Origin of the sequence: Aeromonas sp. 75A, from assembly GCF_051919425.1 — a bacterium.
Classification (GTDB): domain Bacteria; phylum Pseudomonadota; class Gammaproteobacteria; order Enterobacterales; family Aeromonadaceae; genus Aeromonas; species Aeromonas veronii.
The window spans coordinates 3,111,023-3,128,648 of the sequence record NZ_JBQBES010000002.1 but is presented as its reverse complement, the minus strand read 5'-3'; the positions used below and the strand labels follow the sequence as shown (position 1 = coordinate 3,128,648).

Genomic DNA, 17,626 nt, shown 5'->3' with positions numbered 1-17,626 from the left:
CAGTTTTTATCCGTCCGTTTCACGAACAGGAATTTTTTACATGAAAACCGCACAGGAAATCCGCGCTGGTAACGTAGTCATGATCGGCACCGAGCCGATGGTGGTTCAGAAGGCTGAATTCAACAAATCCGGCCGTAACTCCGCCGTGGTCAAAATGAAGCTGAAGGGCCTGCTGAACGGCAGCGCTACCGAGACCGTCTTCAAGGCCGACGACAAGCTGGACGTTGTTCAGCTGGAACGTAAAGAGTGCACCTACTCCTACTTCTCCGATCCCCTGTATGTCTTTATGGACACCGAGTACAACCAGTACGACGTAGAGAAAGACAACCTGGGTGACGTGCTGAACTACCTGGTAGACGGCATGGAAGATCTGTGTGAAGTGACTTTCTACAACGAGAAAGCCATCTCCGTAGAACTGCCGACCACCATCGTGCGCGAAGTTGAGTACACCGAACCGGCTGCCCGTGGCGACACCTCCGGTAAAGTGACCAAGCCTGCCCGTCTGAAAGGCACTACCTACGAGTTGGCTGTTGCCGCTTTCGTAGAGATCGGTGACAAGATCGAAATCGATACCCGCACCGGTGAATTCAAGCGTCGCGTCAACTAATTGACCGCTTTGAATTGATTGCAAAAAAGCGAGCCACCGGCTCGCTTTTTTATTGCCTCCGGGTTGCCATCACACCGCCCGCCTTCAGAAAATCACGCCGCCGCCGCTAACCCAGATAACCGGGGGAGCACACTATGGCCAGATTATCCTTATCACTGCTGTTATTGACCTTGCTGGCTGGCCATGTCGCGCAGGCGAGCGACGTTGCACCGCCCATCGCGGAGCCACTCCCCCTCGATCACTGGCAAGCGAGCGACTGGAAAGGGCTACCCGATGCCACCCAGATCGAAAAGCAGACGGTGCTGTTCGCCAAACACGACAGTGAAAACTATCTGGGGCTCGCCATTTTACTGCCCGACTGGCAGCGCAGCGGCCAACTCTGGCAACTGACTCGCGCCCTCGGCCGACTGGGCTTTGATACCCTGCTGTTGCTGCCCTCCCCCCAGCAGACCGAACTGGACCCAGCCGCCGAGAAAAAAGCGAAAAATAGCGATGCATTTCGCAAGCAGTTTGCCGAGCGGATCAGCAAGCTGGCGGATGCCAAGCTGCAGGAGGGGGGCTTCAAGCTGATCCTGGCGCAAGGTACCGGCGCCGCCTGGACTGCCAACCTCATCGCCAGCGAACAGTTGCCCGCCCCCGATGCACTGGTGCTGCTCGATGGTTTCTTCCCCAATCAGCAGAGCAACCAGACCCTGGCCAAACAGGTGGCTCAGGCGGCCATCCCCACCCTGGACCTCTATCAGGAGGATGGCGGTCGCTGGCCACTGCTGGCCGCCGAGGCCCGCAGAAGCGAGAGCCGGCGCAGCAACAAGCTCAACTATCGCCCCTACGCCCTGATGGAGCTGGAGGAGACCCCCACCCGCATTCAGGGCTGGCTCAACCATCTGGGCTGGCTCTAAACCTGCCGCCACCGTGGCGCAATAAAGCGCGCGCCAGCTCACATCTGCCGGATAAAGCCCAGCCATGACACAGCGGCAGGCTGGCCCTGACCGCATCCTCTTTGGCATCATGGCCTCTCGAACCTGAACAATGGCAGGAAGGTCCATGCAGCAGATTGTGTTTCTCGACAGCGATACCCTGGATGCGGGCATCACCCTGCATCACCCCGACTTCCCCCACCACTGGCAGAGCTATCCAAGTACTACCCCGGAACAGGTGGTGGAACGGCTCAAAGATGCCAGCATCGCTATCATCAACAAGGTACGGATCGGCGCCGCCGAACTGGCCCAGCTGCCAGAGCTCAAACTCATCGCGCTCGCCGCCACCGGCAGCGACAACGTGGATCTGGAGGCGTGCCGCGCCGCCAACGTCGGGGTGTGCAATATCCGCAACTACTCGGGCCCCTCGGTGCCGGAGCACGCCATGGCGCTGATGCTGGCCCTGTCGCGCAACCTCTTCTGCTGGCGCCAGTCGCTACTGGAGGGGCGCTGGCAACAGAGCGGCCAGTTCTGCTTCTTCGACCACAACATCATGGATCTGCACGGCAAGCAGCTTGGTATCATCGGCAAAGGGACGCTCGGTCAGGCGCTCGGCGAGCGGGCCAAAGGGATGGGGATGACGGTACGCTATGCCCAGAGCCAGGTCGGCGCCAGTCACGACGAGGATCGCTTGCCCCTCGACGAGTTGCTGCAAAGCTCGGACGTCATCAGCCTGCACTGCCCGCTCACCCCTTACACCCGCAACCTCATTGGCGAGCGGGAGCTGGATCTGATGAAACCGGGCGCCCTGCTGATCAACGTCGGCCGTGGCGGTCTGGTGGATGAGGAGGCGCTGCTGCAAGCGCTGGCCAACGGCCGCCTCGGTGGCGCCGGTTTCGATGTGGCGAGCGTCGAACCCCCGCCCCCCGACCATCCCTTGATGAAGGCGCTGCAATACCCCCACTTCATTCTGACCCCCCATGTGGCCTGGGCCAGCGAGGAGTCGATGCAGCGACTGGCCGATCAGCTGATCGACAACATCAACGCCTTTGCCGCCGGTCGCCGCCAGCACCGGCTGGTGTGACTGCACGATCGAGTCACCACATAATGCACAACGGGACCAACAGGCCCCGTTTTGCATCTTTCGCACTCACTGCGCGCACATCAATCGTCGTCGTGCCATCTGTGCTTTTTATGCTTTTTGTACTTCTTGTGGTGCTTGTGATGGTGATGATCGTCGTCATCATCGTAATAGCGATCCTGGCTCTTGTGGCCATCGCCCGTCTTGGCACCGATGGCCGAACCACTCGCCCCGCCGACCCCGGCGCCGATCAGCTGACCGGTATCGCCACCGACACTCTTGCCGATGGCGGCACCGCCCAGCGCCCCCACCGCGCCGCCAAGGGCCGCTTCATTCTTGTTGCCCTTGTTGGCCGTCGCAGCCCCACCGGCCGCACCGCCCAACGCAGCCCCAACCAGCGCCCCGGTATCGCCACCCAGCTCCTTGCCGATCATGGTGCCAGCTACCCCGCCTGCACCGCCACCCAAAATGGTATTGAGGGTCTCGGAAGCATGCACGGTCGCGCTGCCAGCCAGCAAGGCGCCCAGCAATGCCAGTGCGCGAAGAGCACGCGAATTCATCTCCATGGGTACTCCTGTCAAACCTGATTAATATTCAGCGGCACTATACAAAGTGCCACGGGGTTCGCCAGCCGGCAGAAATGAGGGATGCGACAGTCAATGGCCGCACGGCCACCGCCCAAAATGGAAGTCTAAAATCAAGCAATTGAATTTAAAGATTAAAATCACCAAAAAGCCAAACTATTACGGCTGGGTGACCCACCATCTGGTTGTCGTGTCCCGGCACAGACCCGCCGCGCTGGGACAAAAGCTGTCAGTCAGCAGCCTCATCCGCCAGATGCCAGCAGTCCCGGCCAGCCTCCTTGCTACGATAAAGAGCTGCATCAGCACGCTCGAAGATGGGGTCGGCGACGGGTGAATGGCAGGCGCCACCGATACTCAAGGTGACCTGCCCCTTGTGCTCACGCCACTGTTGATGTCGCACCACGTCAAGCAGACAATTGAGCTTCTCCGCCAGCTCATCCTGTGGCTGTTGCAGCAGAGCGGCAAACTCATCGCCACCAATCCGGTAAACCGTGCTCACCCCCAGCACATCAGCAAGACAGTTGGCAACCCGGCACAGTACCTGATCGCCGAAGGCATGACCCCGACTGTCATTGAGTCCTTTGAAGTGATCAATATCAAACAGCAGCAGCCAGAAGCGCCCCCCCTCAGCTCCAGCGCGCTCTTGTGCTGCTCGAAGGCTCGCCGGTTCATGATACCGGTCAGAGGGTCCCGCAACAGCGCATCCTGCCCCTTGAGGAAGCTGGCCCTGACCTGATCGATCTCGTTCAGGCTGCGACGCACAAACCAGGTATTGGCCTTGGTGATGGGGGGAGAACTCTCCAGATTGCGCACGATACCGGTCAGTGAACCCGACACCAGCGCCTGCTCCTGGCGGAAGATCCGCACCAGCAGACTCAGCGTGCAACACCAGATGGCAAACAGGGAGATCAATGGCAAAACCACCATCTGCAGCGCCTCATAGAGGCTGTTGCGAAACAGCACGGGCGGCAGATAGATATTCAGATCCCAGCCAATGTCCGCCAGCTCGCGCTTAAGGAAAGTACCATGACACAACACATCCAGACCGAGCCACTGCTGGCCCTGATGCTGCTCGATGGGGTGATCTGCCAGCAGATCCATATTGCTGCCCACCACCAGCTGGCCGCTGTCGCGCAAGGTAAGATAGAGTGCAGCCTGATTGCCACCAACCGTCCGCTGTAGCGCCTGCTGCAGCGAGTCGAACGACATGTCGACCATCAGCAGCCCCAGCAGCTGCCCCTGATCGTCCCGCACCCGTTTGATCAGGCTGAGTATCAGTTCATTGGTATTGTATTCAGGGTAGGGGCCAAACCAGACGAGCTCGTCGCCCGGCATGGTGGTCACCTGATACCAGGGTCGCAGCGCCGCCTGATAACCGGGGGGCGGTAGCCAGTCCGGGTAGCTGTCGATACGATCCGCGTTCAGGTTGTAAAAGTAGATGTAGTGGTTGCCTGGTTTGATCTTGTGTGCAATGGCCCAGATGGGGGAGTCGGCCAGCCCGCCGCGAGCGATCTTCTCCTTGTCGAGCGAGGCCTCCAGCACCGCCAGTTGCCGCTCATTGACCTTCACCATCTCGTGGATCAGGGACGCTTCAACGGAGGATGCCATGTGGCCGAAACCGGATACCGTCATGTCGATATCCCTCAGATAGCTGGCAATAGCCATGATGATCGTCACTATCAGGATCATCAAACCAATCAATGCAGAGAGGGGGACAAGCACATAGTAGCGTTTATTGAGATACGAACGGCTCACATCACATCCGAACCAAGAAAACATACGGGGATTGTGGGAGAGAAAGGAGAGTAAATCATTGATTAATATCACTTTCGCGCCCCTTAAATGGCATTTCCAACATTAACGAAACGTCAGGGTTCGCAAACGAATATCAACTGACAGGAAAAACGCTAGTTACCCCGGGTTAACCTCGTTCTGCATTGCAGGTGTTATAGTCTATACCTGATTCGGCAGGCGCTGGACAAACCGTCCATCACCGGCTGCAACGCCAAGCAGAACAAGGAGATGTTATGAGCAGTCCGTTTATCGAACAGATCAAAGCACGTCGTACCATCTATGCCCTGGGCGACCAGGTCTCCCATACGCCGGAGCAGCTGACGGCCCTGATCCAGGATGCCATCAGACACAGCCCCTCCTCCTTCAACTCCCAGAGCTCCCGCGCCGTCATCCTGTTTGGCGCCCAGCACCACAAGCTGTGGGATATCGTCAAAGCCGAGCTGAAAAAGATTGTGCCGCCGGAAGCCTACGCCCAGAGTGAGGCAAAGGTGGATGGCAGCTTCCGCGCAGGCTTCGGCACTGTGCTGTTCTTCGAAGACACCGACGTCATCAAGGATCTGCAGCAAAAATTCGCCCTCTATGCAGACAACTTCCCCATCTGGTCGGAACATGCCACCGGCATCGCCCAGTTTGCGGTCTGGACGACGCTGGCGCAGGAGAAAGTCGGTGCCTCCCTGCAGCACTACAACCCGCTGATCGACGAGGCGGTACGCAAGGAGTGGAACCTGCCCGCCAGCTGGCTGCTGCGCGCCCAGATGCCCTTTGGCAGCATCAAGCAACCGGCAGGAGAGAAGACCTTTATCGACGACGCCACCCGTTTCCGCGTCTTCAAATAACAGTCAGATAGCAAAACGCCCCCGCATCTCGGGGGCGTTTTTATTGCAACATAGAGTGCGGATAGCGATGGTTCATACCGCAATCTGCGGTCGTAATACGCTCTATCCACCGCTCAGGTGAGCAGCGTCACCAACAGGGACGCCTCCCCCGGCTCCACCTTCACCTCGCGCCAGTCGCGGATCACCGCCACCACCGCCGGATTGAGCGGCGCATCGCCTCCTACCTGCACCACGGTGCAACCTGCACGCAGGGCACTCTCGATACCGGCTGGTGCATCCTCGAACACCAGACAACAATCGGGCGAGACACCAAGCCGTTTGGCTCCCAGCAGATAGGGCTCGGGATCGGGTTTGCCATTGATCACCGCTTCGGCCCCCACCTGTACGTGGGGCAGCGGCAAACCGGCACAACGTAGGCGGTGACGGGCAACCCGCTCACTGGCGGAAGTCACGATGGCCCAACGCTCTGGCGGCAAGCGGCGCAGAAACTCGCCAGCCCCTGCGATGGCGTCGCCGCCGGTATGCTGCATCTCCAGCTCGTCGAGCCGCGCCGCTTCCCGCTCCACATCCAGCTGCGGGGCCAACGCCCAGATCACCTCACGTGAGCGCATACCGTGGCACATAGCCAGTACCGGCTCAGGGGCAAGCTGATGATGCTGACACCAGAGCCGCCACACCTTCTCCACATCGCCGGTCGAGCAGACCAGGGTGCCATCCATATCGAGCAGCAGGGCGGATACCGACAGGGTGATCGTGTTCATGCCTGCACTCATACAGACACTCATACAGGCACCCCGGCCAGCTCGGGCAGAAAGCCAGAGAGTGCATCGGCAAAGGCCTGCTGCTGGGCGGCACGCTCATAACAGGCGAGCGCCTGTTCTGCGCTGCCTGCCCACACCTGCAGCGGGCCGACCACAAACCCCTGTTGCAGCAGGCTGGCGAGCAGCTCCCCCGTTTCAGGCGCGGCCAGCGGCTGGGCCAGCACCAGGGTGCCTTTGATCAAAAAGAGATAGCGTTGGGTCGACATGATATGACTCCTTGTTCCAGACCGAAGGGGGCTCGGCTCCCCTTTCAGCACCATTAGAACAGGGCGTTTAGATAATTTATAATGAGTAAATGGCCACTTTGGATAACCAATTGGAATGAAATTCGACTTGAGGCAACTACAGGCGTTTGTAACGCTGGCCGACACCGCCAACTACCGGGAAGCGGCCAGCCGCCTCTTTATCACCCAACCGGCCCTCACCAAGCAGATCCAGGGGCTGGAGCAGGCACTGGGCTGCACCCTGTTCAAACGGGGCCGCCACGGCGCCGAGCTGACAGCGCTCGGTGCCCAGCTGCTCACTCAGGCGAGTGCGCTGGTCGAGCACGGTCGGGAGTTCGAAAGCCATGCGCTGGCGGTGGCGAGCGGGGTAGCCGGTCGGCTCAAGATTGGCTTCGGTCTGTCGAGTTTCGCACTGGCCCCTGCGCTGGTGGCCCGCTTCAAACAGCAGGTCACGGACGTGATGGTCCATCTGCAGGATATGCCCTCCGCCATCCAGCAGGAGCAGTTGCTCTCCGGCCAGTTGCAGCTTGGCTTTATGCGCAGACCTCAGATGCCCCAGTTGCAGGAGCACAGACTGCTGATCGACCGGCTGGTGGTGGCGGTGCCGACACGAATGACCGAACCAGACCCGGCCGCATTCGACGTCCAGCAGGCACTGACCAGTCAACCCCTGTTGCAGATGGTGGGCCACCGCTGCCCCGGGCTCAGCCAGCAGATCGCCGGTTTCCTCGGCGCCAATCGGCTGACCAGCATGGTCCAGGAGGCCGAGGATATCCAGACGCTGGTGGCGCTGGTCGCGGCGGGCATCGGCAATGCCATCCTGCCGCGCAGCGTCAGCTTTATCGCAGGGCCCGATGTCACCCTCTATCCTCTCTCTGGTCCCAGCTCCGAGTGGGAGGTCAGCATGGTATGGAATCCGGACTTTGCCGACCCCATCCGGGATCACTTCGTCAGGCAGGTGATCGCCAGCCATCCCCTGCCTGTGTCGGCCACACCCGAGCGCTGAAACCAACCCTTGCTGGTAGCTAACACCGTGACCAGCCAAAAAACAGTGCGCCCCCATCAAGGGGGCGCATGCAGGACAAAAGCGGCAATGCGGCTCAACAGCTGGCGCAGTGACTACGGTTTTTACCCGCCCCCTTGGCGCAATAAAGCGCCGCATCGGCCGCGGCCAGCAACGCCCCTTCTCCCTCCAGCAGTTGCTCTGCCGTGTAGGTAGCAATGCCAATGCTGGCGCTAAGCTGAATATTATTTGCCACCACGATGTCGAGATCGTTAATGGCCTGGCGGATCTCCTCTCCAATCCGCTGGGCCGCATCTCGATCGGTATTGCCGAGGATCAGAGCAAACTCGTCACCACCAAAACGGCAGGGCAGATCCGCCGGACGCTGGCAGAAGGATTGCAGAAGATGACCCACCAGCTGGAGGGAGCCATCCCCCATCTGATGACCAAGATGGTCATTGCACGCCTTGAAGTTATCCAGATCCAGCATGATGAGGGAGAGCGGTGTGTGTTCACGCATGCTGCGCCGCCACTCGTTATGCAGAAAGCTGTTGAACAGCCGCCGATTGGCCAGTCCGGTCAGGGGATCATGTTGGGAGAGGCTGGCAACTTCCAGCTCCAGCAGCTTGCGCTCGGTGATATTGATATGGGCGATGGAAAAATACTCGGCATCAAGCCCGGGTACCGGCGCGACTCGCATCATAAACCAGCGCTGGGTGTCGGGGCTGTGGCAGGGGTATTCCAGATAGAACTTATCCTGCTGATGACGGATAACCCGGAGGATCCCCTCAACGGCAGCCAATCCTGAGGGCTCGGCTTCATCGTCACAAGCCCCCATGTAATTGACTCCGAGCCAGTTATATCCCTTGGGCATGCCGTTTTGTTCACCAAACAGCTCCCAGGCGAGATTGGTGTAATGGATCACGCCATCCCGGTCTATCACCGATATCTGGTCTTCCAGCGAATCCAGCAGCGCAGCCAGATAATGAGCCCGCTCGGAGAAGTGACTTCGCGGCCTCTGTATATCATCCACCATGATGGCCATCCTGTGGCAAAAGTGGCATACCGCCATCTATTAACAATAAAGTCAGCAGATAGAGTAAAGCACCCAATTTCCACTTAGCCAACTGAGACCAAATTTCACCATCGAACACTATCCGGCAAGGTTTCAGGCCAGTTTCCCTGTTCCGGATAACAAGAGCACATCATGAGAATATGTATCTGATCAGTCACATTTAATGACCACACCACTGATTTTCGCAGGGGATGCCATCGCCCTCTCCGTCCATTTTGGTGTTCGGGCAATGTTGCAAAAACCAGGTTGCCTCCTCGCAGGAAGTCATCTGGGAACAATGCTGCCGACCATCACACTGGCGAATAAAGGTCGTTGCCTGTGGCGTGCTGACCTCCTCCTGATTGAAAGAGGAGACCGGCAATGGCGCCATCGACTCGGCCGAGAAACGGGAATAGATGGAAAAGAGGCCGACGAGCACCAGCAGGGGGATCAATTTGCCACTCCAGCTGCTCTTGCGACGTCGATAGGGGTTACTTCGCTCTCTGGTCGAGGTGGGTCGTGGCGGCTGACTTGCCGCCCGAAATGATGGTGCCGCTGATGATGCGGACGAAGGCACGGCATCCGCCAACGTGAGCGGGCGATCGGGGAAAAAGACCTGTAACGCCCTCGGTTTGCCATCCTGGCCACTGCCGATCATATAGGTGACACGCTCCCCCGGCTCGGGCACGCGGCCATCTGATTGCAGCGCCGTAACGTGCACAAACAGCCCTGCACTGCGTGCTCCATTGATTGCCTGCTCGGCGCCATTTTGCTCCGGCGTAATAAATCCAAAGCCGCGCGCCTCGTTCCAGCTCGCGATCCGTCCCTGATAACGCATCTGTCCATCCTTGTTGTTATCCATGTGAGCACTATCTTGCCCGACAATCATGTTGCCCAAAAGCGCTGCGGCCCGACAGGGAGCCGCTGAGTCAATCTCAACACGGTGATCGGGCGCAGCCTGCGTTAAGGATCAAGCCAGCCGGGACACCTTGATGATCTCGGCGATGCGACCCAGCATCCGCAGCGAGGTGTGATGCTCGGTGGCATCTGCGGCGGCGCAGGCATCCTCCAGAATGGTGATGGCGTAGTCACGATCGTGACCATCCCGCGCTGCCGCCTGAATGGCCCAGCTAGTGCTCACCCCGCACAGATAGAGGTGGTCGATGTGGTTGGCCCGCAGCGCAGGCTCCAGCGCCGTGCCATAGAAGGGGCTGACCCTGGGCTTGGCCAGCACCAGATCACCGGGTTGCACATCCAGATCCGGATGAAAGTCGGTGCCGCTGTCAGCCAAAGAGAGCGCCCCCAACTGGTGAGCGCGACCAAACATGGGAGACCCCTTGGGTTGCAGCAGATAGCCGCCGTCAAAGCCCACCTTGATCAGCACTACCAGCCAGCCGTTGGCACGGGCATGGGCCAGCGCCTGATTGGCATGCGCAACAGCATCCTGCTCCAGCACATGGGCAGCCGAGGCGGCAATGCGCCCGTCGGGATGGGCAATATCGTTGATAAAATCGATCACCAGCAGTGCCTTGTTCATCACCTTTGCTCCTTCGCGAATTCAGCCCGTGTTATCTGGTTCCTACCTGTCAAACCAGCCCCAGTGCATAGCGCAGCGCCATCTCCTTGAGCGGGCCCGCCTTGTCCGCCAGATTGAGAGCAAGATTGCGGGCCAGCTTGAGGGGGCCAATCTCGTTGCTGAATACCCCGTAGAAGAGATCCATTCCCGACTGCATCAGCAGGTTGTCGGGGCGACGGCGCCGCTCGTAGCGCTCGGCCAGCACAAGTTGATGCCAGTCGGCGCCAGCACCTTGCAACAAGTCGACCCAGCAGGCCACATCCTTGAAGCCGAGGTTGACCCCCTGCCCCGCCAGCGGGTTGATGGTGTGGGCGGCATCGCCAAGCAGCACCACCCGACCGGCGTGGTAGTCGTTGGCGTGGCGGCGTACCAGCGGGAAGCTCCCCTTGCCGGTGACGGTAAAGCCGCCGAGCCGACTCGGGAAGTGGCGACGCACTTCGGCGGCAAGCCCTTCGTTGCTCATGGCCGCCAGCGCGCGGATACGGGCCGGGTTGTCATACCACACTAGGGAGCCGTGCTGGCCGGGCAGTGGCAGGAAGGCGCGCGGGCCACTCGGGGTGAACTGCTGCCAGGTGATATCTTCCTGCGCAAAGTCGGTGTCGATATTGATCAGCATGCAGTGCTGGCGGTACTCGAAGCGCGATACGCCGATACCCGCCAGCTTGCGGGTGTGGGATTCGGCACCATCGCAGGCCAGCACCCAGCGTGCGGCCAGCTCGGTGCCATCATCCAGAGTCAGCACAGCTTCATCCGCACTCTGACGCAGGCTGGTCACCGCCGCCGGGGTGTGGGTCTGGATGGTGGGGAAATCCTCCATCCGTTTGAGCAGGGCGAGCTGCACCAACCGATTTTCGATGATGTAGCCGAGCTGGGGCAGACCGAGATCGGCGGCATTGAAGCGGGTGGCAAAACCGTCCAGCTCCCAGGTCTCCAGCCGGCGATAGGGGCAGAGCCGCATCTGTTGCAGATGGTGCCAGGCACCGGCCTGCTCCAGCAGCGCCACCGAGGCCTGACTGATGGCGGAGACCCGCAGATCCAGCGGCTGCTCCGGCGCGTAATGCTCCGGCAGTTGGGTCTCGATGACCCGCACCGAGAGACCCTGAGCCGCCAGCAGACAGGCGGTGGCGGCGCCCACCATGCCGGCGCCGACGATGGCGATATCACACTGTTCCATACATTTATTCCTGAAAGGGTGCGTCCGGCGACAGCGCCCGGACGTGAACCGGATGGCAGCATGATAGCGCAAGGGCGGCTGATAAACAGTGAGACAAACGGGGAATTGCTGCGTCAAATCAAGGAGAAAGCTTATTGAGCTTGCTGGCAACAGGTATCGGGTGAGCACCATTGCCAGCTGGATATTAGCTAGGCAGTATCCAGATTGCGGAGTAAAATGCGCGGTCCTTTGACCATGCCGATTTCAAAACAAGTCAAGAGAAGCAATGAGCAAGAAACTTCACATTAAAACCTGGGGTTGCCAGATGAACGAGTATGACTCGTCCAAAATGGCCGACCTGTTGGATGCCAGTAATGGCTACACCCTTACCGAAGAGCCCGAAGAGGCAGATGTCTTGCTGCTGAATACCTGCTCCATCCGCGAAAAGGCGCAGGAGAAGGTGTTCCACCAGCTGGGACGCTGGAAAAAGCTCAAGGCCAACAAGCCCGGTCTGGTGATCGGCGTGGGTGGCTGCGTTGCCTCTCAGGAGGGCGATGCCATCCGCCAGCGCGCTCCCTATGTGGATATCGTGTTCGGCCCGCAGACCCTGCATCGCCTGCCCGCCATGATCAAGGAAGTGCAAGAGGGCCGTGGTGCCCAGGTTGATATCGCCTTCCCCGAGATCGAAAAATTCGACAGCCTGCCCGAACCGCGCGCCGAAGGGGCCACCGCGTTCGTCTCCATCATGGAAGGCTGCTCCAAATATTGTACTTACTGCGTGGTGCCCTACACCCGCGGTGAAGAGGTGAGCCGACCGCTGGACGACGTGCTCTACGAAATCGCCCAGCTCGCCCAGCAGGGCGTGCGCGAAGTGAACCTGCTCGGCCAGAACGTCAACGCCTACCGCGGTCCGACCTTTGATGGCGGCATCTGCACCTTCGCCGAGTTGCTGCGTCTGGTGGCCGCTATCGACGGTATCGATCGCATTCGCTATACCACCAGCCACCCGATCGAATTCACCGACGACATCATCGAAGTCTACAAAGACACCCCGGAAGTGGTCAGCTTCCTGCACCTGCCGGTGCAGAGCGGCTCCGACCGCATCCTGACCATGATGAAGCGCCCGCACACCATCCTGGAGTACAAATCCAAAATCCGTCGCCTGCGTGCCGCCCGTCCCGACATCACCATCAGCTCCGACTTCATCGTTGGCTTCCCGAACGAGACGGACGAAGACTTTGAAGCGACCATGAAGCTGATCGAGGATGTGGGTTTCGACATGAGCTTCAGCTTCATCTTCAGCCCGCGCCCGGGCACCCCGGCCGCCGACATGCCCGACGATGTCGACATGGAAGTGAAGAAAGCCCGTCTGGCCCGCCTGCAGCACGTCATCAACAACCAGGCGATGCAGATTGGCCGTGCCATGCTGGGCACCACCCAGCGCATCCTGGTGGAAGGGCCCTCCAAGCTCGACCCGATGCAGCTGTGTGGCCGCACCGAGAACAACCGGGTGGTCAACTTTGAAGGCCAGCACACCCTGATCGGCGGCTTTGCCGACGTGGAAATCACCGAGGTGCGTCCCAACTCCCTGCGCGGCAAGTTCATCCGCGGCGAGAGCGAGATGAACCTGCGGATCGCCACCGCCCCGAGCGAAATCCTGGCCCGTCGCCCGGATAACGTACCGGACGAGCTGGGCGTTGCCGCCTTCACTCCCCATTAATCCCCTCCTCCCCATTCGCCCGGCGGATGGGGAGCGCCTTGAGACGAGGATATTTTGAGCCGACACATCTCGACCCTGAATCTGCATCTGGAGCCCGCCGACAACCAGCGCCTTGCCAGCCTGTGCGGCCCCTTCGATGACAACATCAAGCAGCTGGAGCGCCGCCTCGGCGTCGAGATCAGCTACCGTGACAGCCACTTCCAGTTGGTGGGCAAACCGGCCCAGCTGGATGCCGCCGCCGTCATCCTCAAGCACCTCTATGTGGAAACCCAGCCCCTCAAGGGTGGCAAGGTGACCGACATCACTCCCGACATGGTCCATCTGGCCATTCAGGAGTCGCGGGTGCTGGAGCAGGATGACGAACCGGCGCCGAGCATCCCCTATGGCAAGGAGGTGACGGTCAAGACCAAGCGCGGTCTCATCAAGCCACGCAGCCCCAATCAGGCCCAGTACATCGCCAATATCGTGCGCCACGACATCTGCTTCGGCATCGGCCCTGCCGGTACCGGCAAGACCTATCTGGCGGTGGCGGCGGCGGTGGATGCGTTGGAGCGTCAGGAGATCCGCCGCATTCTGCTGACCCGTCCGGCGGTGGAAGCGGGCGAGAAGCTCGGCTTCCTGCCCGGCGATCTCTCCCAGAAGGTGGATCCTTACCTGCGCCCGCTCTATGACGCCCTGTTCGAGATGCTGGGTTTTGAGCGGGTCGAGAAGCTGATGGAGCGCAACATCATCGAGGTGGCGCCGCTTGCCTATATGCGCGGTCGTACCCTCAACGATGCCTTCATCATTCTCGATGAGGCCCAGAACACCACCACCGAACAGATGAAGATGTTCTTGACCCGGATCGGCTTCAACTCCAAGGCAGTGGTCACCGGCGACATCACCCAGATCGACCTGCCGCGCAATGCCAAATCCGGCCTGCGCCACGCGCTGGAAGTGCTGCCAGGGGTCGATGGTCTGTCGTTCAACTTCTTCGAGTCCAAAGATGTGGTGCGCCACCCGGTGGTGGCCCGTATCGTGCAAGCTTACGAGGCATTCGATGCCAAACAGGCAGCCGAGAAGGTAGCCGGCCAAACAAACTCCAGCAAAGAGAGCGAGCAATGAGCGTAACCCTGGATCTTCAGCTGGCCAGTGCCAGCACCGACGGCCTGCCCACCGAAGCCCAGCTGCAGGGCTGGCTCGACGGCACCATTCTCGGCTTCCAGCAGGAGGCTGAAGTGACGGTGCGCATCGTCGACGAGGCGGAGAGCAACGAGCTCAACCTCACCTATCGCGGCAAGGACAAGCCCACCAACGTGCTCTCCTTCCCGTTCGAGGCGCCACCCGGTCTGGAGCTGCCGCTGCTCGGCGATCTGGTGATCTGCCGTCAGGTGGTAGAGCGCGAGGCCGAGGAGCAGGGCAAGCCCCTCATGGCCCACTGGGCCCACATGGTTGTGCACGGCAGTCTGCATCTGCTAGGTTATGACCATATCGAGGATGAGGAAGCCGAAGAGATGGAAGCGCTTGAGCGCGACATCATGCAGGAGCTCGGTTTTGCCGATCCTTATCTGAACGACGAAGAGTAAAACGCCGGACGGTCATCGTCTTGAAACAGCAGATGACCATCCTTATATAACCCGAACTATTTCAAGTGTGTTCATACGAGTAACCAAGAGAGAAAATGACCGACGATCACCCTAGTACCGGCTCGCCGAAGAAAACCTGGCTCGACAAACTCAGCCAACTCTTCCAGGGCGAGCCAAAAGACCGCAATGATTTGGTAGACGTGATAGCCGATGCCGAAGAGCGCGACCTCATCGATCAGGACACCAAGGACATGATCGAGGGGGTGCTGGAGATCGCCGATCTTCGCGTGCGCGATATCATGATCCCCCGCTCCCAGATGGTGACCATCGAGAAGTCCCAGCCGGTGGATGCAATCCTGCCGGTGATCATCGAGTCCGGTCACTCCCGCTTCCCGGTGATCAACGAGGACAAGGATCATGTGGAGGGCATTCTGCTCGCCAAGGATCTGCTCCCCTTCGGGTTTGGCGGCCATCACGCCAGCGAGCCGCTGCAGCTCGAGAAAATCTTGCGCCCCACGGTGATCGTGCCGGAAAGCAAACGGGTTGACCGTCTGCTCAAGGAGTTCCGTGAAGAGCGCTACCACATGGCCATCGTGGTCGACGAATTTGGTGGCGTCTCAGGTCTGGTGACCATCGAAGACATACTGGAACTGATCGTTGGCGAGATCGACGACGAGTTTGACGACATCGAGGATGAACCGGACGAAATCCGCCGCCTCAGCAAGCGGGTCTTCTCCATCAGCGCCCTGACCGAGATCGAGGATTTCAACGACTTCTTCGGCACCAAATTCAGCGATGAAGAGGTGGATACGGTAGGCGGTCTGGTGATGCACGCCTTCAGCCACCTGCCCAAGAAGGGCGAGGAGATCGAGCTGGATGGCTACCTGTTCAAGGTGATGCATGCCGATCGGCGTCGTCTGCAGCAGCTGCAGGTGAAGATCCCCGAGCACCACGCGGCGGCGCAATCCGAGCCGCAATAAGCAGATCTGCTCGATGTGTGAAACAACGCCCCGACCTCGGGGCGTTGTGCTCTCTGCCACCGGCATCGAGGCTCGCCGTTGCCCCGCTTACAGGTTAAGATACCGGCCATTCGACCCCAGTTGCACACCAAGACGAGCACCATCGCCCGTGAGATTATCCCCTGTTACTTCCAAAATTCTGTTAAGCCTCAGTGCATTGGCCTCTGGTGCCATCGCCGTGCTGGCCTTCTCCCCCTTCGGCTACTGGCCGCTGGTGATCCCCTCCCTGCTTGGCCTCTACGCCCTGCTGGACAAAGCCACGCCGAAACAGGCCGCTTGGCGCGGTTTTGGCTACGCCATGGGACTCTTTTTGCCGGGGCTGTGGTGGATCCACGTCAGCATGACCGAGTTTGGCGGCATCCCGCTGCCGGTCGCTTTTGTGCTGCTGGCCGGGCTCTCCGCCTATCTGGCCCTCTACCCGACGCTCGCCTGCTGGGTCTTTGCCCGCTTCTTTGGCGGCCGTCACTGGAGCCGCTGGCTGCTCGCCTTCCCGGCCCTCTGGTTGGTCGCTGACTGGCTGCGCGGCTGGGTGATGACCGGCTTCCCCTGGCTCTGGTTTGGCTACAGCCAGATCGACGGCCCCCTCAAGGGCTTTGCCCCAATTCTCGGGGTGCAGGGCATCACCCTCGCCCTGTTGCTGTCCGCCTCCGCTATCTGGCTGGTGTGGAAATCCCGCTCCCCGCTCTGGCTGGCGGTGCCTGCCCTGCTGGTGGCAGGTGCTCACGGTCTGATGCAGCTCAACTGGGTCACCCGTGGCGATCCGGTCAAGGTGGCACTGGTGCAGGGCAATATCGCCCAGTCCCTCAAGTGGGATCCGGAGGCGCTGGCCCCCACGGTGCGCACCTATCAGGACTTGAGCCGCGAGAATCAGGATGCCGACATCATCATCTGGCCGGAGTCGGCGATCCCGGCCATCGAGAAGGCGATGGGCCCCTATCTGGAGAATCTGGACAAGGCGATGAAGGTGAACGATACCGGCCTGCTGGCGGGGATCATTCACTACGACGAGCAGCAACAGCGCTTCTACAATACAGTGCTCGGCATGGGGGTGCAGGATGCGGATGGCAAGGAGTCCTACTTCTACAACCACTCCAACCGCTACAACAAATACCACCTGCTGCCCATCGGCGAGTTCGTGCCATTTGAAGATCTGCTGCGCCCCATTGCCCCCTTCTTCAACCTGCCGATGTCCTCCTTCAGCCGGGGTGACGAAGTGCAGCCCAACCTGATCGCCAAGGGGCTCAAGTTTGCCGCCGCCATCTGCTACGAGATCATCTTCCCGGAGGAAGTGCGCCGCAACGTCAATGCCGATACCGACTTCCTGCTGACTGTTTCCAACGACGCCTGGTTCGGCACCAGCATCGGTCCCTGGCAACATATGGAGATCGCCCGGATGCGCGCGCTGGAGCTGGCTCGTCCACTGCTGCGGGACACCAACACCGGCATCACTATCGTGACCGAGATCGATGGCAGCATCATCGGCCAGATCCCGCAGTTTGAAGCGGGCGTGCTGCGCAGCGAGGTGCGTCCTGCCCACGGCGAGACCCCCTACATGCGCTTTGGCAGCTGGCCCCTCTACGGCCTGACCGTGCTGCTGCTGGGTCTGGCGCTGGCGCTGCGCCCCAAGGCTCACCCCTGGGCCCGCGAGCTGTAATGGCCATCCGCAATCCCT

The 17,626-nt window shown here is 60.2% G+C and carries 17 protein-coding genes and 1 pseudogene; 10 read left to right on the top strand and 8 right to left on the bottom strand.

Annotated features, from left to right (window positions below):
• The first annotated feature begins 40 nt into the window (after positions 1-40).
• The 3 genes from efp to ACTG2T_RS14640 all read left to right on the top strand — a co-directional run bounded on the left by efp (position 41) and on the right by ACTG2T_RS14640 (position 2,608).
• Positions 41-607: an elongation factor P gene (gene efp, locus ACTG2T_RS14650; protein ID WP_005335100.1), complete on the top strand. Its 567-nt coding sequence runs from the start codon at positions 41-43 to the stop codon at positions 605-607.
• 134 nt (positions 608-741) lie between these two features.
• Positions 742-1,506, top strand: a complete 765-nt coding sequence (locus tag ACTG2T_RS14645) for a DUF3530 family protein (RefSeq protein WP_330125242.1) — start codon at positions 742-744, stop codon at positions 1,504-1,506.
• A 145-nt stretch (positions 1,507-1,651) separates the two neighbouring features.
• Positions 1,652-2,608: a D-2-hydroxyacid dehydrogenase gene (locus ACTG2T_RS14640; protein ID WP_005362328.1), complete on the top strand. Its 957-nt coding sequence runs from the start codon at positions 1,652-1,654 to the stop codon at positions 2,606-2,608.
• Between the two features lie 80 nt (positions 2,609-2,688).
• Here ACTG2T_RS14640 and ACTG2T_RS14635 read toward each other — a convergent pair whose 3' ends face one another.
• Positions 2,689-3,171: a YMGG-like glycine zipper-containing protein gene (locus tag ACTG2T_RS14635; protein WP_043822238.1), complete on the bottom strand. Its 483-nt coding sequence runs from the start codon at positions 3,169-3,171 to the stop codon at positions 2,689-2,691.
• Positions 3,172-3,418: 247 nt separating this feature from the next.
• Positions 3,419-4,968, bottom strand: a pseudogene (locus tag ACTG2T_RS14630) (diguanylate cyclase domain-containing protein).
• Positions 4,969-5,216: 248 nt separating this feature from the next.
• Here ACTG2T_RS14630 and ACTG2T_RS14625 point away from each other — a divergent pair.
• Entirely contained in the window at positions 5,217-5,819 is a 603-nt protein-coding gene (locus tag ACTG2T_RS14625) for a nitroreductase family protein (protein WP_005335120.1), read from the top strand.
• 113 nt (positions 5,820-5,932) lie between these two features.
• Here ACTG2T_RS14625 and ACTG2T_RS14620 read toward each other — a convergent pair whose 3' ends face one another.
• Both ACTG2T_RS14620 and ACTG2T_RS14615 read right to left on the bottom strand, forming a co-directional pair.
• Positions 5,933-6,580, bottom strand: coding sequence for an HAD-IA family hydrolase (locus ACTG2T_RS14620; protein ID WP_330125243.1), 648 nt, complete (start codon positions 6,578-6,580; stop codon positions 5,933-5,935).
• Between the two features lie 20 nt (positions 6,581-6,600).
• Positions 6,601-6,846, bottom strand: a complete 246-nt coding sequence (locus ACTG2T_RS14615; RefSeq protein ID WP_330125244.1) for a hypothetical protein — start codon at positions 6,844-6,846, stop codon at positions 6,601-6,603.
• Between the two features lie 115 nt (positions 6,847-6,961).
• Between ACTG2T_RS14615 and ACTG2T_RS14610 the strand changes: the two genes are divergently transcribed.
• Positions 6,962-7,870, top strand: a complete 909-nt coding sequence (locus ACTG2T_RS14610; protein WP_330125245.1) for a LysR family transcriptional regulator — start codon at positions 6,962-6,964, stop codon at positions 7,868-7,870.
• A gap of 94 nt (positions 7,871-7,964) precedes the next feature.
• On the opposite strand, the gene ACTG2T_RS14605 is transcribed toward ACTG2T_RS14610, so the two are convergent.
• The 4 genes from ACTG2T_RS14605 to ACTG2T_RS14590 form a co-directional block, all read right to left on the bottom strand.
• Positions 7,965-8,903 (bottom strand): sensor domain-containing diguanylate cyclase, encoded by a 939-nt coding sequence (locus ACTG2T_RS14605; protein WP_058057154.1) that lies wholly within the window; start codon positions 8,901-8,903, stop codon positions 7,965-7,967.
• 199 nt (positions 8,904-9,102) lie between these two features.
• Positions 9,103-9,759, bottom strand: a complete 657-nt coding sequence (locus ACTG2T_RS14600; protein WP_330125266.1) for an excalibur calcium-binding domain-containing protein — start codon at positions 9,757-9,759, stop codon at positions 9,103-9,105.
• 132 nt (positions 9,760-9,891) lie between these two features.
• Entirely contained in the window at positions 9,892-10,458 is a 567-nt protein-coding gene (locus ACTG2T_RS14595) for a cysteine hydrolase family protein (protein WP_330125246.1), read from the bottom strand.
• A 49-nt stretch (positions 10,459-10,507) separates the two neighbouring features.
• Positions 10,508-11,671, bottom strand: coding sequence for an FAD-dependent oxidoreductase (locus ACTG2T_RS14590; protein ID WP_159157473.1), 1,164 nt, complete (start codon positions 11,669-11,671; stop codon positions 10,508-10,510).
• Between the two features lie 265 nt (positions 11,672-11,936).
• Between ACTG2T_RS14590 and miaB the strand changes: the two genes are divergently transcribed.
• From miaB to lnt, 5 genes are all read left to right on the top strand, one after another.
• Positions 11,937-13,370, top strand: a complete 1,434-nt coding sequence (gene miaB, locus ACTG2T_RS14585; RefSeq protein ID WP_005335132.1) for a tRNA (N6-isopentenyl adenosine(37)-C2)-methylthiotransferase MiaB — start codon at positions 11,937-11,939, stop codon at positions 13,368-13,370.
• Between the two features lie 54 nt (positions 13,371-13,424).
• Positions 13,425-14,474 carry a PhoH family protein gene (locus ACTG2T_RS14580; protein WP_330125247.1) on the top strand — a complete coding sequence of 350 codons (1,050 nt, stop codon included), beginning with the start codon at positions 13,425-13,427 and terminating at the stop codon, positions 14,472-14,474.
• Complete coding sequence (gene ybeY, locus ACTG2T_RS14575) at positions 14,471-14,935, top strand: rRNA maturation RNase YbeY (protein ID WP_005354089.1); 465 nt, start codon at positions 14,471-14,473, stop codon at positions 14,933-14,935. Before ACTG2T_RS14580 ends, ybeY begins: the two co-directional genes overlap by 4 nt.
• Before the next feature lie 95 nt (positions 14,936-15,030).
• Entirely contained in the window at positions 15,031-15,915 is an 885-nt protein-coding gene (gene corC / locus ACTG2T_RS14570; RefSeq protein ID WP_005354092.1) for a CNNM family magnesium/cobalt transport protein CorC, read from the top strand.
• Between the two features lie 148 nt (positions 15,916-16,063).
• Entirely contained in the window at positions 16,064-17,608 is a 1,545-nt protein-coding gene (gene lnt / locus ACTG2T_RS14565) for an apolipoprotein N-acyltransferase (protein WP_139398865.1), read from the top strand.
• Positions 17,609-17,626: the final 18 nt, after the last annotated feature.

What these genes read in the sequence shown, in the direction of transcription:
- efp (WP_005335100.1), top strand. Translation starts at nt 41, where the DNA reads ATGAAAACCGCACAGGAAATCCGCGCTGGTAACGTAGTCATGATCGGC.
- ACTG2T_RS14645 (WP_330125242.1), top strand. Translation starts at nt 742, where the DNA reads ATGGCCAGATTATCCTTATCACTGCTGTTATTGACCTTGCTGGCTGGC.
- ACTG2T_RS14640 (WP_005362328.1), top strand. Translation starts at nt 1,652, where the DNA reads ATGCAGCAGATTGTGTTTCTCGACAGCGATACCCTGGATGCGGGCATC.
- ACTG2T_RS14635 (WP_043822238.1), bottom strand. Translation starts at nt 3,171, where the DNA reads ATGGAGATGAATTCGCGTGCTCTTCGCGCACTGGCATTGCTGGGCGCC.
- ACTG2T_RS14625 (WP_005335120.1), top strand. Translation starts at nt 5,217, where the DNA reads ATGAGCAGTCCGTTTATCGAACAGATCAAAGCACGTCGTACCATCTAT.
- ACTG2T_RS14620 (WP_330125243.1), bottom strand. Translation starts at nt 6,580, where the DNA reads ATGAACACGATCACCCTGTCGGTATCCGCCCTGCTGCTCGATATGGAT.
- ACTG2T_RS14615 (WP_330125244.1), bottom strand. Translation starts at nt 6,846, where the DNA reads ATGTCGACCCAACGCTATCTCTTTTTGATCAAAGGCACCCTGGTGCTG.
- ACTG2T_RS14610 (WP_330125245.1), top strand. Translation starts at nt 6,962, where the DNA reads ATGAAATTCGACTTGAGGCAACTACAGGCGTTTGTAACGCTGGCCGAC.
- ACTG2T_RS14605 (WP_058057154.1), bottom strand. Translation starts at nt 8,903, where the DNA reads ATGGTGGATGATATACAGAGGCCGCGAAGTCACTTCTCCGAGCGGGCT.
- ACTG2T_RS14600 (WP_330125266.1), bottom strand. Translation starts at nt 9,759, where the DNA reads ATGCGTTATCAGGGACGGATCGCGAGCTGGAACGAGGCGCGCGGCTTT.
- ACTG2T_RS14595 (WP_330125246.1), bottom strand. Translation starts at nt 10,458, where the DNA reads ATGAACAAGGCACTGCTGGTGATCGATTTTATCAACGATATTGCCCAT.
- ACTG2T_RS14590 (WP_159157473.1), bottom strand. Translation starts at nt 11,671, where the DNA reads ATGGAACAGTGTGATATCGCCATCGTCGGCGCCGGCATGGTGGGCGCC.
- miaB (WP_005335132.1), top strand. Translation starts at nt 11,937, where the DNA reads ATGAGCAAGAAACTTCACATTAAAACCTGGGGTTGCCAGATGAACGAG.
- ybeY (WP_005354089.1), top strand. Translation starts at nt 14,471, where the DNA reads ATGAGCGTAACCCTGGATCTTCAGCTGGCCAGTGCCAGCACCGACGGC.
- corC (WP_005354092.1), top strand. Translation starts at nt 15,031, where the DNA reads ATGACCGACGATCACCCTAGTACCGGCTCGCCGAAGAAAACCTGGCTC.